The 17,323-nt window shown below is 39.9% G+C and carries 9 protein-coding genes; all 9 read right to left on the bottom strand.

Annotation, left to right across the window (positions count from 1 at the left end):
- Positions 1-280: 280 nt before the first annotated feature.
- A complete protein-coding gene (locus INE92_RS05310; RefSeq protein ID WP_151939976.1) occupies positions 281-2,473 on the bottom strand; it encodes a RagB/SusD family nutrient uptake outer membrane protein in 2,193 nt (730 codons plus the stop codon).
- A 12-nt stretch (positions 2,474-2,485) separates the two neighbouring features.
- Positions 2,486-5,872 carry a SusC/RagA family TonB-linked outer membrane protein gene (locus INE92_RS05305; RefSeq protein WP_195435702.1) on the bottom strand — a complete coding sequence of 1,129 codons (3,387 nt, stop codon included), beginning with the start codon at positions 5,870-5,872 and terminating at the stop codon, positions 2,486-2,488.
- A 29-nt stretch (positions 5,873-5,901) separates the two neighbouring features.
- Positions 5,902-7,338 (bottom strand): DUF4992 family lipoprotein, encoded by a 1,437-nt coding sequence (locus INE92_RS05300; protein WP_008640536.1) that lies wholly within the window; start codon positions 7,336-7,338, stop codon positions 5,902-5,904.
- A gap of 170 nt (positions 7,339-7,508) precedes the next feature.
- Positions 7,509-8,402 (bottom strand): sugar phosphate isomerase/epimerase family protein, encoded by an 894-nt coding sequence (locus tag INE92_RS05295; protein WP_212701979.1) that lies wholly within the window; start codon positions 8,400-8,402, stop codon positions 7,509-7,511.
- A 301-nt stretch (positions 8,403-8,703) separates the two neighbouring features.
- Positions 8,704-10,977: a GH92 family glycosyl hydrolase gene (locus INE92_RS05290; protein WP_004313672.1), complete on the bottom strand. Its 2,274-nt coding sequence runs from the start codon at positions 10,975-10,977 to the stop codon at positions 8,704-8,706.
- Positions 10,978-10,984: 7 nt separating this feature from the next.
- Complete coding sequence (locus tag INE92_RS05285) at positions 10,985-11,953, bottom strand: 1,4-beta-mannosyl-N-acetylglucosamine phosphorylase (RefSeq protein WP_004306232.1); 969 nt, start codon at positions 11,951-11,953, stop codon at positions 10,985-10,987.
- Between the two features lie 16 nt (positions 11,954-11,969).
- Positions 11,970-13,298 carry an MFS transporter gene (locus tag INE92_RS05280; protein WP_009039639.1) on the bottom strand — a complete coding sequence of 443 codons (1,329 nt, stop codon included), beginning with the start codon at positions 13,296-13,298 and terminating at the stop codon, positions 11,970-11,972.
- A 97-nt stretch (positions 13,299-13,395) separates the two neighbouring features.
- Positions 13,396-15,579, bottom strand: coding sequence for a DUF4838 domain-containing protein (locus INE92_RS05275; protein WP_195435706.1), 2,184 nt, complete (start codon positions 15,577-15,579; stop codon positions 13,396-13,398).
- Between the two features lie 177 nt (positions 15,580-15,756).
- Entirely contained in the window at positions 15,757-17,043 is a 1,287-nt protein-coding gene (locus tag INE92_RS05270) for an IS1380-like element ISBf12 family transposase (RefSeq protein WP_009040242.1), read from the bottom strand.
- Positions 17,044-17,323 lie beyond the last annotated feature (280 nt).

Raw genomic sequence — 17,323 nt, 5'->3', positions numbered from 1 at the left:
GTTTTCCGGCATTTTACAAGCTTGGGAAAGCGTTTCTGGAAGTTTGCAGGCATTCAGCAGGCTTGGGGAAGCGTTTTGAGAAGTTTGCGAAGGCAAAGATAACTAAAATCAGCTGATTTAACGAACAAAAATTCACCAATTCCTGCCGTCTTCTCAAAGAAAAGAGGGAGGAACCGGTGAATTTCTATGGTTTTCGATGCCGAAGCATCCTGTGATTCATCTCCGATGTAATTATCCCTGCACCGAAATGCAGGGTTCTTATCGAAGGAAGTTGAGTTTTTTATTCAGCCAGCGGGTCAAAAGTACCGTTTGCGCCACCGTTGTTGTAATCTCCCCAGCCGATGGTTTGCAGCAATGTACTATTATTACCCTGGATACCTTGATGGAAACCAAGGATATAATACCTTGGAAGGAACGCGATATACAATGGAGAATGGCTATCATCATAAGAATCGCCTTTCTTTGTCTTACGGGTCAAATAATTTGAATAAAATTCTTTCAGCCTATCCTGTTCGCTGGCAAGATCCTTTCTCAAATCCATTGCAGCCGGACGGGTAATTCCAGCTTTTACTAACGGATCGTCGTCAACATTTGTTCCACCAATGCCACCGTTTACAGTTGTACGGAATTCAAGATTCTCGCGACGTTGTCCGTTGAGTGGCTTAAAACCAAGATATGTACATGTGTTTCCACCCCAGCCAGTCAGTTTCCAAGTAGCAGGCGCACCTTCAGGAAGTTCTATGCCGCCATCAAACAACATCCAGCGACGCATATCATCGAAACGTTTTCCTTCGTATGCCAATTCAATTTGACGTTCATACATGATAGCTGCCATACATTTAGCTTGGTCACCGTCCAAACCTGCTTCCAATCCATAATTATTTTCAGCTTTATAACCAACACGAGCACGGATTTTTTGTAATTGATCAACGGCAACTCCCATCTCACCCGCATTACATGCTGCTTCTGCATAATTAAGTAATACTTCCGCATATCTAATCTCCATATACGGCGCGGCAGAACGTGTGAATCCCCCGGACTTTTCATCATAGACATAACGGGCAATAGCATTCACATCTCTGTCATCAGAGCGTTTACGTACATAAAAACCTTTTACATCATTAAGGAGACCATCAGCGCCATAGGTCACACTGCTATTGGCTTCAATATCATCTACATAAGCTGCATCCGTATACCAGGTATAGTTCCAAAGTTCATAATCAGGACCATTGTGCGGGTATCGGTTCCCTTGTGTCGTAGGATTACCGACAAACGACCAACGAACTCCCGGGAAAGCGAATGTACGATAGAAGCGCGGATCACGATCGACGAAAGGAAATTCGCGATAATAAGGTATATCTGATTTAGTTAACGTATTGTATGTTTCACAAGTTGCAGGTATCTTGCCGTCAGACATAGGAAACATATCTACCAACATGGCGGAAGGTGTTTTGCCACCTCCTCCTCTAGCATTGTACGGCCGGATGCCATTTTCCCATGTATTATTCTTACGATAATCAGGAACTCCTTCCGTCAGCGTGTTGTGTAGCGTTACAAATACAGCTTCTTGACTCGGCACTTCAGTAAAAAGATTAGCCCAACCGGAAGCGTTCACACCGGGATTACTTTCATTAGCCAAGCCATATCCGGCAGCTGTCAGCACGTCAATAGATCTTTTTATATCATTGTAAGCCTGTGTCCAACGAGACAAATCATTGGAGCGATTAAATAACGGACTGGCATATAGTACACGTACTCGACCCAACAAAGCCACTGCTGTACCGGAAGTAACACGACCGTAATTATCACCAGACATCCATTGTCCGGCTCCCGTAAAAGGTGCTAACAATGTTTCAGCTCTCTCCAAATCGTCACAAATAAATTTGAAACAATCCTTTGCGGAAGAACGGGGAACAACAGAACTTTCAACAGGTTCCTGTACTTCCGTAATGATGGGCACACCACCATACCATTTCACCAAATTATAATAGCACCATGCACGAAAGAAGTAAACCTGCCCTAACAACTCATTCTTTTCTTCCTGCGAAAGCGTGCTTCCTTCAATGCCTGCAATGACATCATTAATATTACGAATACGTCCATAAGCGGAAGTTATAGGATCACCTTTCGTTCCTTCAAAGTAATCAGGTACAGGATTATTTCCGGTTTGATAAGTCAACGGCTTGAGTGGATCGACAAAAGCACTGAATCCACTATATTCTTCAGTCGACTTAGATTGGTCGTCTGCTAAACCGGTACTGTTATACATTGAACTGGGAGTAGCCTTAGGATCTGGCAGACATACTCTATAAACATCTGCTACACGTCCCAGTGCACCACTCCAATAATTATAAGCATCGGCAGTAGTGCTGTCAAAGTTCTGCTTGTCTTGCATGAACTGGTCGCTACAAGAAGTAAACGCAGTCATTGCAAAAAAAGCTACGCTGATACGGAATATATTTTTTCTTTTCATTTTACTGTTCTTTTAGAATGTTAAATTGACACCAATCGTGAATTTACGCAGTGTAGGATAATTTCCATAAGTAGTCATCGGATCAATAAAATTATCCGGATAAGGATTATAGAAACTTAATAGATTCTGTCCTGTAATGTTGAAACGGCAACTTTCGATACCTATCATTTTTGTATATTTTGACGGTATACGGTAAGCTAATGTAACGCGATTCAGTTTGACACGTGTTCCGCTTACTCTCCAGAAAGAAGAAGTTACTGCATTCACGCTGCCCCATCTCAAGTTCGGATATTTACCATTGCGATTGGCTTTCACCACTACATTACCTGCTGCATCTACTACATCGTTATACACAAACATATTGTCTGTAGTCCAGAACGAAGACATATTTGCATATTCCAAATCATTATACTTATTTGCCGATGTTCCTTGGTTTCCTAAAGAAATTGCATCATCAGGCAAGAAACTATAACCACCCCAGCTCGCATTAAACTGAGCTGTCAAAGAAAGCCCCTTCCATTCTGCGTTCAGGTTCATTGTCATACTGTAAGGATTGCTTCGGTTGGACAACCGCACCTGGTCATCTTCAGAGCTAACCACCCCATCCGGTCCGGCGTATGTACCATCATCTTGTCTGGCTCCACGCACGTCTTTATAAATCAACATACCCGGTTTTACATCTTCTTTAACGTTACCCATATAGGAAGTGATATTGTACTTGGCAAAATACTCGTCAATATCCTGATAGCTGCGGAACATACCGATACACTGCATACCCCAGGTGCCTTGATCCAAACGGTCACCCTTCTTATAGCTCTTATAAGTAGGCTTCTGATCCCAGTCTCTTACCAAAATCTCATTATCACTATACCCGGTGTTCAACTGAATTTTATACTTAAAATCCTTACCTATCTTGTCTCTCCATGTAGCAGACAGTTCGACACCATAAGTATTCAATTCTCCATAATTCACTTTCGCAGAATTAGCTCCCACTGTAGATGGAACAGAGGCATTATAACTAAGCAACATCTCACGGTTCCATTCATAGTAAGCGTCAATATTGAATGATAAACGATTATCGAGAACATTGAAATCAAGCCCCAAATTACCTTTATAAGATTTATCCCAATGAGCATCCCGATTGATTGCTGCATTGTTTTTATTCATTGTGAGGTGACTACCGGCATTGGCCTCTGTACTAGTGCCAAATACTGGCCCTTTATCCTTATCTGTTCCGTAAGTCTGCAACCATTGCCATGCTGTTGTATTATCACGACCGGTCAAACCAAAAGATGCACGCAACTTTAAGTAATCAATCCATGTAACGTTCTTAGTAAACCATTCTTCTTGTGAAACCACCCAACCAGCAGATACTGACGGGAAAAATCCCCAATAATTTTCAGGAGCAAACTTGGTGGAAGAATCCGAACGAAGCAGGAACTCCAGTAAATATTTGTTATCATAAGAATAATTCAAACGACCGATATAAGATAAATTACCCGACTCAAAACGAGTGAATTCTGTACTAGGAGTACTATTCCAGTCTACCGAATTAGATTGTCCTGTCGTAAATTCGTATGGGTTAGTAACCATACCGTACAAATATTCTGTTTCTGATTCAGACTTTTCAATGGAGAATAAACCTCCTACAGAATGTAGTCCGAAATCCCTATTATATGCTGCAGTAAAGTTCATCTGATAGTTATCCGAACGAGTCATGGAACGAGACAAATATCCAGTAATATCACTTGTACTGGAGTTAACCACCGGTTTTCCACTATTTGCCAAATAAAAACTAGTATTTTCAAATGCACTGTTATCCGCTCCTTCAATTGGAGTATACAAATGTTCTCCACTACCAGAACGAGTCTCCAAATAATAAAGATTATAAGAAGTACCATAATCATTTGTCTTATTCGTATTGACACTCTTCGAATAAGTAAACTTCAATTTCAGTCCTTTCAACCATTTATTCCATCCGAAATCGTATTCCAACCCGGCATTAATATTCATGTTTGATGTCATGTTTCGTTTATAGTCGCCATTATTCTGAAGTACATTGAAATTGTAATTCTGAATATTACTTACCGATGAATTAGTAGGACCGTAAGCAGCTACCGCATATTCACCCACATATTCGGGAATATAATAAGGATGTGTCAACAGCGTATTGTAATCTTTCTCTGCAGACGAACCTCCGACCTGATTCAGAGGAGTATTTTTCTTTCCATAATCACCGGAGACCTGTACATTCGCTTTTATCCACTTGCTGATTTTCACATCTACACCAGCACGGTAATTCCAACGATTGTAATCCAGCTTACCTAAGTTACCATCCTGATCAAAATAAGAAATTCCGGCAAAATAACTGGCTTTTTCAGTAGCACCGCTCAGGTTTACACTATGCTGCTGCGTCAATGCGGATTCCCAATATTTATCCAGTAAATCATAGTGCAAACTTTTCATGGCATTCAACTCATCCTGCTGAAAAATAGCTCTTAACGGATCAATACTTGTCTCCGTCGGGTCAGCCATACGTACTGCATTCCATAACTTGCCATACTCATACGCATTCAACATCTTAGGACGAGATACTTCATCTGTAATACCAAATGTTCCATTATATGAAATTTTAGGCGCACCTAACTTTCCCTTTTTTGTGGTTACCAGAATAACACCATTTGCTGCACGAGCACCGTAAACTGCTGCAGAAGCATCCTTCAAGATAGAAATACTTTCCACAACTGATGGATCTAAGTTGTTAAACGCTTCCGCACCCAAATTAGTATAAGTACTTCCCACTTTTACTTCCGTAGGATAAATGTAACCATCAATAACATACAATGGCTGCAGGTTGGTACCTCCCATTTCTTCCAACTCACCATTCTGACGAATAGTAATCGTAGCGTTTTGTCCCGGACGAGTATCACCTCCGTTTACAGAGATACCATTTGCCAAACCGCTCAATGTACTGGCCAAACTTCCACTTGAAATATCCTGAATATCATCAACGGGAACAGTGGCGATAGCACCAGTCAAATGCGCTTTCTTCTGCGTACCATAACCCACAACTACAACTTCATCCAATTGCTGCGTATCTTCCTTCAAGATGATCTTTGTCAATTTGAATGGAGCAGAAAAACGTTGTGGTACATATCCTATATAAGAGATTTCCACTTCCTTACCATCAGGAACATTCAATGTGAAATTTCCATCTAAATCCGTTATTGTTCCCACTGTTGTTCCTACAACCTTTATGGCAGCTCCAATAATAGGTTGCTCGGTCTCATCCAGCACAACTCCTTTGAATGTTTTAGTATTCTGTGCTATTGTCGGCAAAGCCATCACAAAAGCTAGAAGCAGGCTGATACTGATTCTATATATATTCTTATGTTTCATCTTTATCGTATTCTAGATTTATTATCTTTTTAATTTAACCAACGCGGGTCGCCACTACCATGAGCAAATACTTCGGGAGCACTCGGAGTAAAATCACCGTTTGCAGCATCAGCGAATCCCGGATCCACGCCATAAGCAGAATTGCTCTTATCACCATCCGCACGATTTGAAGTCTCATCCAGTGGCAATGCGCCATTGTACCAATAACAGTTATTTTCAAAAGTTGCAGCTACCTTTGTACCCTGCATTCTTATACGACGATTGAAATTTCCCGAAAATGAGTCAATAAACAAATTGTTCTTTGAAATTACCTCATTATGTGTCTGTGACCAACCATTGCCATTAAAACTCTGTCCGGAATAGGAGAGATTATAGAATGTATTGCTTATAAATGTCATCGATCCTCTTGACCAACCATCATAACTGGTTGTTTGTCCACCTCCATAACGTAAAAAACGAGAACCGTTTTGGTTATGACTATAAATCGTAGAGTTACTTATTTCGAAGTCTTTCACAATCGAACTGCTAGAGTTAAAGTTTATCAGGTCAGCAGCTTGATAGCAATCTATTACACAATTTCTGATTGCAAAATTTTGAATACCATACTTCTTTCCGTTAATGTGAACTAAGTATTTTCTAACAGCCTTGATATTGCAAGATTGAATAACCATAGGATTAGTTACTTTTCCATGATCGGTTCTCTTTGTATCCAATATCTCTTCCGGAACATCACCAAACTTTAAAAAAGCCCCATCTGTCACTACATCACAATCAAAGTTGATAAACTTCAAGGCTAATCCTCCACCACAAGTAATAATAGAAGCCGGAGCAGTGAATTTCACATTCGCATTCCCGCGTGTTTTATTTCCGCGCAACTGTACATTATTTACGCCAAAGTTCAAATCTCCTGAAATATAATACGTCCCTCCTGCTTCCAGTTCGAAAGCAACTTCTGTATCTTTTCCCGTAGTCACCGGATGTTCAGCAAAATATGTAGTCAAGTCTGTACCATTAGGAACAAGCGTTGCGGCAACAAGTGTAGACCAACTGATTTCAGTGGCGGAAACGGAAGCTGTATTATTCAACTTTTCATTCCCCAATGCTGCAATCTCAACCTTATAGTTCGTATCTTCTACCCAAGGACATACTACAGCCGTCCCGTCTACAATACTGTCCTTCACTACAGCTACAGGATGATCAGGGTCATCTACAATGTACATAGAAAATTTATAACCACCTGCCCCCATAACAACAGACCAAGTAACTTTTACATTATTTTCAGTTGTAGCCAGTTTTTCAAAAGCCACATCCGATGCTTTCGGCGAATCCAATTGCGTATTCGTCACGCCACCGGAGAAGGTTTCTTCATCAAAACCATCTCCAGCGCAAGAGCCCATAAATAAAATCATCGATAAACAAGCTATGCTCCCGACAACTTTCATTTTAATCTTCATCTTACTCTTCATAGATTAAATTTTAATTTAAACAAAAATAATACATTATATCTTCAAAATCTAAAAGTTCTTTTAAGGAAAGACGTGCAATCAAAAAATATGTAATCACTTAAAAGAATAAAAAAATAGATTTTGCACTTTTTTCTCTCTCTTTGTAATATTAACTATATCATAATATCCTCCTATCTCTGTTGAAACACTTCTTTCAAATACTTAATATTCGTACCATAATTCTTTTTCACGTTCCGCACGTCATTCTTGTCACGCGAACGTTCTACCACCAGCCATCCACTCCATCCCATCTTATCCAGTGTCCTTTTCACCTTATTCATATCCAATCGTTCATTATAAGGTAAAGTCACTCCATCTGTGTCCGTACAGTGAATCTGGCAAATCCTCTTTTTCCCCAGAATCTTCAACTCCTTGCACAAATCCCTTCCATTCTCCAATGCATTTTGAAATTTAAAATAGATCTTGATTCCGGGAGAATTAATTTCTTTCAGTAGTTTCACATCTCCTTTTGCATCCAATTGAGTTTCAATACCAATCACCACTCCTTCAGAAGCAGCCATATCTCCTATCTCCTTCAAGCGTTTTACAACTTCTGTCCGTAGTGCCGGAATCTTTTCCCATCCGGCTTTGATTCCTCCCAAAGGAAGAAAGGCTACTTTGGCATTCATCACTTTCATGGCACAAAGGCAATCCTGAACTAAATCTTCATAGTTAGCCCGCTCCAGAAAAGACTGTCCATAGAAACCGGACATAGCAATAGAAGAAACTTCTAATTGATATTTTTGAGCAGTTTCACGAAATAATTGCTGGAAATGGGGCTCGCGCAATTTATTATCAAACATTTCCCTCTTGCCAAGGCCACCCATATCCAATTCTACACCGTCACCATTCAATTCATGTACCAATTGGAATGAACCGATTTTCTGACGTTTCAGAATCATCCAGTCACATACGGCTATTTTATAACGTTGTTCCTTTTGCTGCGATCCGGCAATTGCCAATAGAGGAAAACACTCTGCAAGTATCAATATCCAAAGGATATGTTTAAATAAATTTCTTCTCATTTTTTATTTTATTGCATACGATTTACATAGTAGACGTATGGAATAGATTTTTGTAATCACCTATAAAACAGAGAATAACTAAAAATACTACGGAGTATAATTTAATAAAAGTAAGATAGTGACGGTATCCAAGACAAATAGTGACGCTATCTTGGTCCGATACCGTCACTATCCCGGGCATATACCGTCACTATTTTCGAAGAAGTAATAACAGAAGTAAATGTAAAAAAATGGGCTGCCGGACTATTAGAAGTCCGACAGCCCTGTCAACCCAAAAACGATACCTATGAAACACTGTGTGTTATTTCAAATCAAACTTTAAATATTTGCCGTGAACAAGTTCATCATGTGTGATATGATATTTATTGAACTTCTTGCCATTCAATAGTACCTTATTAATATATAAAACTCCTGGTTGAGTACGATTGGTTTCAATCACCAATTCGTTTTCTTTATACCATTTCGGATCTAACCGGATCGTTACCTTATTAAAGACCGGAGTCGTCAATGTATATTCGGGCAGTCCGGGACAATCCGGATAAAAACCGATCATATTGAAAATAGCCCAGGAAGACATCGTTCCCGTATCATCATTTCCTGGAATACCATCAGGTTTTGTTGTAAAGTACTTATCTAATAAACGCTGCGTCTCTTTCTGCGTACGCCATTCTTCACCTTTAAAGTATGAGAATAAATGAGCATAAGCAATATCCGGTTCATTTGCCGGGTCGTAAAGTCCTTCGTCAAAAACCATTTGTAGTTTATCGATAAAAGGTTTCTTTCCCCCCATTAATTTCGCCAAGCCATATACATCATGTGGTACATAGAACGTATAATTCCAGGAACTACCTTCATGGAAACCGGGATTCGGTTCAAAGTTCTCTCCTTGTCTCGGATTAAACGGGCTATAAAACGTTCCATCGGGGAGAATCGGACGGAAAGTACCAAATTCTTTACTATAATAATGTTTGTATCCTAAAGAACGTTTATAGAACATCTCTGCATCTTTCTTTTTACCTAAAGCAGCTGCAAAACGAGACAATGCAAAATCGGCAATATAATATTCCAATGCATGAGAGACGGAATTGTCATACTGTTCACGAAGGGGTACATATCCTTTAGACATATAATCATCATTATCAGGACGCATCAAGTTTTCCGCCCCCGGTAACGTAGCAGATTTGTACATTGCCTCATAAGCCAAATCAACATCAAAGTCACGCAAACCTTTCATCCAGGTATCTACAATTACCGGAATACTCGGATCACCTTCCATTGTCAATGTTTCTCTGCCATATAATTCCCACTTAGGCAACCATCCATGTTCACGATACATATCAAGCATTGTGCGCACCATTTCCATCTGACGTTCCGGATAAACCAAGGTCAGCAATTGATGAACATTGCGGTAGGTATCCCAAAGAGAAAATACGGTATAGCGATCACCTTTGGTTGTCAGGATCTTATCACTTTCCATTGCCGGATATTCTCCGTTTACATCCTGCAAAATATTAGGATGAATCAGCAAATGATAAAGCGCTGTATAAAACACAGTCTTTTGGGCATCTGTACCACCTTCCACTGTTATGCGTGACAAGTCATGATTCCATTTGGAACGTGCTTCCGCATGAATCTTCTCAAAATCCTTTCCAGCCTGTTCACGATCCAGATTCAAACGGGCATTTTCTATGCTTACAAAAGAAACTCCCATTTGTACTTCTACTTGTTCACCTTCTTCTGTATCGAAGGAGAAATAAGTACCAATGTCATCTCCTGCTATTTCTTTTCCGTAGCGAGTATAAAGTTTATACTTTCCCTGATCCTTATCCCATTCAGCCTCAACCCCCATCATCGGACGTTGTTTCTTCCAATACCCTGTTGCAGAAGGATTCTTCTTAACCCGCAATACAAAGTAAATGGGGAATACAGCTTGAGGATTATAACAAAATGTACCAAGTAGTTTGACTCCTTCCACTTCGCTATCGCTTACACGACGAAGCATAGCGCCACTCTCATTCGTTAACCCCTCACCCAGATTCAGCAGGATGTGGCTTTTCCCTTTTGGGAAAGTAAACCGGGCAATACCGCTACGCGGAGTAGCCGAAACTTCTGTTTTTACATTATATTTAGTCAGATAATTAGAATAATAGCCCGGTGAGGCCTGTTCATCCTTATACTTACTACCATATTCTTTATAATCCACATTCAGTTCTCCGGTAGTAGGCATCAATAATAAAGAACCTAATTCCGGACAACCGACTCCACTCAAATTCACATGAGCATATCCGGTAAAGAAACAATTTGTATATTCATAAGGCGTAGACCACCATCGGGCATCTTTATCGTATGTGTTTTCGGAAGATCCCATCACATTGAAAGGAACCACAGACATCATACCATTGGGGCAAATCGCTCCCGGATTGGTCGTTCCGAAATTTGTAGTTCCGATAAAAGGATCCACATAATCTATCAAAAGACTTTTATCCGTATTTTTAAGGGGAGGGCTCCCCCCTTCCCCCGCATAGGCGGAAAGAAGGGAAAAAGCAAGTGTGTAAGTTAATATAATACGTTTCATATCTTTATTAAATGATACTCGTTCGTTTCGTAAAATCAATAATCTCTTTTATATATCCGAAGGCCATACCTACCACAGTATCTGCCGCACCATAATAAACAGCAACACGTTCACCATCTTGCAAAGCAGCACAGGGGAATACGACATTAGGAACGTCACCTTGAAGTTCGTAAGGAGCAGCCGGACCAAGCAGATATTCACGTGTACGGTAAAGAACTTTTTCCGGATGATCTTTATCCAATATGGCAGCTCCCATAGCGTAACGGAAACCATTACAAGTAGTGATTACACCATGATAGAACAGCAACCAGCCTTCATCTGTAAGGAAAGGAACTGAACCTGCACCAATCTTCGTACACTGCCAAGCGCTTTCCGGGAAAGGAGTCACTTTCATTACACAACGGTGTTCACCCCAATATTTCATATCCGGACTATAGCTGATGTATATATCGCCAAACGGAGTATGTCCATTATCACTGGGACGACTCAACATCGCATACTTGCCATCGATCTTCTGCGGGAAAAGTACACCATTACGATTGAAAGGCAAGAAAGCATTTTCGCACTGGAAAAACTCCTTAAAGTCAAAAGTATAGGCAATACCAATCGTAGGGCCATGATAGCCATTACACCAAGTCACCCAATAACGGTCTTCAATCCATGTAACACGAGGGTCGTATTTATATTCCGACTCAATCATTTCCGTGTTACCTGCTTTAAACTGAATAGGTTCATGATTGATATCCCAATGAATTCCGTCCTTACTAAAACCTGCAAAGATATTCATCTGTACAGCTTTGTTATCACAACGGAATACGCCTGCAAAACCATCCTCAAAAGGAACAACAGCACTATTGAAAATACTATTAGATGAAGGAATATGATAACGTCCGATAACTGGATTTTGTGAGTAACGCCACATAACGTCCGTACATCCGACAGGACGATCTTCCCAAGGAATTTGAATTTTATTCATAATCGTTGATTTTATATTATTTATTTTTTGAGTCATCATACGTGAAAGGTATGAAATAAGTAATCAGAAAAGCTGGAATAGTTGCAATTAACACATAGATAAAGAAATTACGATATCCTAATAAGTCACTAAGATAACCACTAACCATTCCCGGAAGCATCACTCCCAGATTCATGATTCCTGAAGCAAATGCGTAATGTGACATTTGATGTTTGCCTGGAGCAATCTGTTGCATCATAAACAACGTCAGTCCGACAAAACCAAAGCCATAACCAAAATATTCCATTGTTATACAAGTTCCGATCAGATATACATTAGTAGGCTGTGCAACTGCCAAAAAAGTATAGGCTACAAACGGAAGATTAAAAATACAGCAGAGAGTAAATAGTGTCTTTTTCAATCCGAACTTAGAAACATAAATACCTGCCAACAATGAGCCTAAAACGAAAGCAGCGGAACCAAAGATACCATTTAGCGTGCCGATCTCTGTTAACGACAGTCCTAAGCCGCCTACATCCCTTGAAGCACGTAAAAACAGCGGAGCTATTTTCATGATAAAGCCTTCTGCCAAACGATATAAAATAATAAAACAGATGTAATAAAGAATATGCTTTTTAGTAAAGAAGTTAGCAATTACTGCTACCAATTCGTGTCCAACCTCCGATGCAGTTTTCTTTGTTGTTGACGGAACCTGTGTAGAAGGTAACATTTTTATATGATAAATACCGATCAGTACCATTATTGCCGCAATTACGCCGAAAATAATCATCCATGCAGATGAATACGCTCCTTTGTTAACATCTATCGAAGCACCTTCTATTGCTCCGAAGTGCTCTGCCAATGCTCCTGCCATAGCAACTAATCCTCCATTAGCAACCAATTTGGCTACATTATAAAAAGCCCCTTGAACTCCGATATATTTTGCCTGATCTTCCTTGTTCAATTCAGCCATATATACACCATCACAAGCAATATCGTGCGTTGCTCCACTAAAGGCAATCACTGCCATCGTAGAGATACTTATAGCGAAAAAGTAATCAAAAAACAAAGAAAAGGCTACTACTCCAAACAATACACCACTCAATAATTCTGTAATCAATACGAAGAATTTTTTCGTCCGATACATTTCAAGAAAAGGACTCCACAAAAATTTCAGTGTCCAAGGCATCATAATCAGAGAAGTCCAGAATGCAATTTGCGTATCCGAAATTCCAAGATCCTTAAACATGAAAACAGAAACCAGATTAATAGCAATAAAGGGAAGTCCCATTGCAAAATAAGCAGTAGGTACCCAGCAAGCCGGGTTAATAGTTTTTCGTTGAGAAGCAGTTTTATTCTGTTGCATAAATCATAGTATATAGATGAAAAAAAACATTTTTCTGACCCATCTATATATAATACAACTAAAAGGGGGAAACTACTAACGTCTCCCCCTACTTTTTTTATTTTATTATCACTTCGTCTATAAAGAACCACGAAGGATGGCCTACACCATAATGCCAAGTCGGACATTCTTTCGTTCCGGTGACTTCTACTTTTACATAACGAGTTTTTATCGGTTCGGCTGATTCAGCCTTGACTCCACGGAATTTTACCTCACCGGTACGTTCTTCCGGTAAATCAATCGTTTTCCAATGCGTATAATGTTCACCGTCATCAGCGTATGAATAAACCACCTTTAGAGGAAAAAGAATCCAGGCCCCTATTTGATGAAGAAAATCTGTTTCCACACTTTGTATCTCTTTCGCTTCGCCCAAATCTATAACGAATGCACCATCGGTTCCTTCCCAACCAATCCAGCTATCAACAAAGGTTGCTCCACCAAACAAACCGTCAACCAATGCTTTTTTTCCTAATGCCGCATATTTTCCCGTAGGAGGAATTAGATAAGTAACTTTTGCACCCAAAGCCAAACTTTTTTCTTTCTGCGGCATGTAACGTTTACGATACAATTTGCAATAGTCTACCGGTGAATTGGAACGCTCATTCAATGTAGGAACTTGAAACTCTTTCACGCGTTCCTCAAAAAGGTCTAACTTTTTATTGATATCTACCAAATCTTTTTCTGTCTCTGTTCGTGCAATCTCCAGTTCTGAATACTGAATTGGCAGACGTGCCCGTTGAACTCGTTTTAAGAAATCGGGATCTGCTGCAACAGCCTTTTCAGCCAAATCAAATAAATGATTATAACGACGCATCAAAGCAGGCTTTAGCATGCCATACTTATGTGATACGGGTGAATCATATATCCACAACCGCTGTCCACTACCGATTAATGCGCCTTCCATTATCTTTATGTACTGATAAAGATATGGCGCTGCTTCACCATAATATCCATGCAGAAAATGTTGCATCAATGAGTCTACATTAACTTCTGGATTCCACATTAACTTTGACACTAAATAAGCACGAAGTTCTGCAAAATCTCCTCCCCTGCTCCCTGCTATTTGAGAGAAATGCATGGTGGCATGATTCTTTTTGAAAAGACGGATATTGTCCTGTAAAATATGGAAATTAGGAAATGGAGCCAGATAATTATCAAAGTTAATACCGTAATCCCACACGAAAATATTATTGGTAATCTTAGACCATCCTTCCATGGCTTTCACAAACTCTTTTCCCGAAGCATTCTCCGTCAAAGTTACTTCACGGTCACAGTCAATATCACACAACATAATATTCACATTTGGCAAAGGTTTCACACGCTTCGGAGGATTCATTGTATATAGATAAGCCAATGTGGAAAACTCTTTATCCGGAAAACGGGCAGCCAACTTATTCAGAAAAGTGATGATGCTTCCTGATAATGCTCCTTCATAATCATCAATTGCCTTACAAGCATCACACGTACAATTTGTATAATTACCATCATTCTGACTTACAGACATGATATGCTTATCTGGATTTGCTTTGAAAATAGAATCAACACGTTGAGCTACAATCTCAAAAACCTCCGGATTACTCAAACACCACTGACTGGCCTTTCCCGGGTGGCGTTTTCCTTTGAAGTAAGAATAATATTCCGGATGTTCTTTCCCATAAATGGATGAAGGCAGAAGCTTATCAAAAGTATGCACCCAATAACCGGCAGCAAACACTTCATTCGGTTCCTCTAAACGATTCCACCACTTATAAATAGAGTCTGTATGGATAGCATAACATTGTGTCTGACGGTAACGAAAGCCCGGATTCTCGACTTTATTAATGAAGGGTAAGTTCACCGTTTTTGAAGGGGTAAGAGAATATTCATTCTCTCCCCAATAATCGATACCCCAATATTGCTCCAATAAAGTAACAACCCCATATACAACACCGTTTTCTTTACCAGATATTTTTAGAATACCGTCTTGAGTAGAAATAGAGAATCCGTCCTCTGTTACTTCCGCCGGAGATTGACCACCAATGAGAATATCTCCTTTTCGAGGAGTTTTATCATTTTCAATAGGAAGTGCAACTCCCGAAATTTCAGTAAGAAAACGTTGTAAGAATTGTGCTGACGTCTTACTATTTGGCATCTTGTCCTGCACAATGATGCGAGCACTACTTTTGCCATCTTTTACGAGTGTTATTTGTGCTGAAACAGTACCACATACCACCAGCAAAACAGATAATAACCAATGTTTCATGTTTGTCCTCAAATCCGCAACTAAGCCCTTGAACGTCCTTATTGCGTTTACACGTCCTCTCATTACTGAATTTGCAGATAATTTGAACTTGAAGCACCCACTTCTGCCTACAATATCCCCTTACCCCACAATGTGACTTGAGGCAATACACAATATCATTCCCATAAGTTGTAGGCATTATCCAAAATCAGTCTGGAAAACATCTGCGTAAGCATTATTACAGGTATAGATGTTCAGCACATACCGCCTTGATGTCCTGATCCACTTGGCTGGTACAGAGATAAACCTGAAGACAAACGCTTTTATGCGACTTGTTGCATTGAGCCCGAACTTCTTTACGTCAAGTCTTTGAATAATGGCCTTGTAAAAGTTACGGATAAGTGCTGTAAGAAGAAGGAACACTGTGTTCTCTGCCATGAAGGATTTGGGCAATCTGTCCCACCCGAAACCATTGTTCATATCATCGAAGATACGTTCCTTTCCTCCACGAAGGTTATAGAACTCGACAATTTCTCTTACGGAAGAATCATAGTCGTTAGTCAGGATACAACGGTATGTGTATTCTCCTTCCCAAAAATCCTGCACACCATCCATCCGTTTCTGTCTTTGAATCACAAGTCGATATGCCTTACCTTTCCACTTCTCAACAAGGATAGAGTTCAATTCAAACTCAATGCCATTGATTTCCTCAGTTTTCCAGCCTTTGAGAGCAAAGGTGTCATTGTAGATCGAACTGCAGCGGTTAGCACGGATATAGAAGGACTTGCAGTGTTTTTCTATTTCCTCCACGATTTCCTCGGAACATGATCCACAATCAGCTCTGAAGCGATTGATAGTGAGCCCATTCTGTTCAAATCTCGCAAAGAACCTCTTCAGCGTGTCCTTCTGATGGAAACGAACATTTGTGTTACCATCGCTATTCTCTATACCGACTATCAAATCGCCAATAACCGCCACGCCAGGGCGATAACCAAGGAACTTCTTGTATGTAGGCTTTGCATCATACTTCTCTGTCTCTATGAACTGATGGTCGAAATCAACATCATACATCTCACCCTCTTTCAGTTGGCCAGATGCAAATATACAATTGAGCAATAAAGTATTGAGAGTGTCAGCCGTATTGAAATCGTAGGTCTTGCCCATATCTGATGTGTATGAAATGTTTTCTTGCGTCAACTCCTTTATCGCCCTGAGGATAGTATCAGAGCTACAAGTGCGAAGTGTCGGATGAAGCGAGAGGTGGTTCATCAAATGAGTAGTGACATCCTCAATACATGAACCGCTACAGAAGTAGATACTCATGAGAGAACGGATGATTTCGCTGTACTGATAACCGAACGATCTACACCTTAGACCGAGGGTTGAGTCGATTACAGATGATAATGTGGAGTCAAATTGCTCCATGATTGAAAATAATCCCCCAAAAGGAGTGAGTCTCTCAGATTTAATTTGTATCTTCGCCATGTCTATCGTCGGATTCTCTTGTTTTTTTTGCAACACTAAGATAAGTGAAAATTCTGACATGGCAAAATCCTGAGCAACTTTTTGTTGCTCAGGTACTTAAAAAGTTTAATTTATAATAGTGTTGCGGAATTAAGGTTTGTTAGAATTTAAGTTTATATGAGCATTTACTAGAAGTACAATTCAGGAGAATAAAGTTCTAATAAATTATGGATACTTTAACATATAAAAAAGAGGATATGCCTCTGCGACATATCCTCCTCTTTCAATGATTTATTAGCCT

Origin of the sequence: Bacteroides xylanisolvens (assembly GCF_018289135.1) — a bacterium.
Classification (GTDB): Bacteria; Bacteroidota; Bacteroidia; order Bacteroidales; family Bacteroidaceae; genus Bacteroides; species Bacteroides xylanisolvens.
The sequence above is the reverse complement of the archived record's forward strand: the minus strand, read 5'-3'. Positions and strand labels throughout refer to the sequence as shown.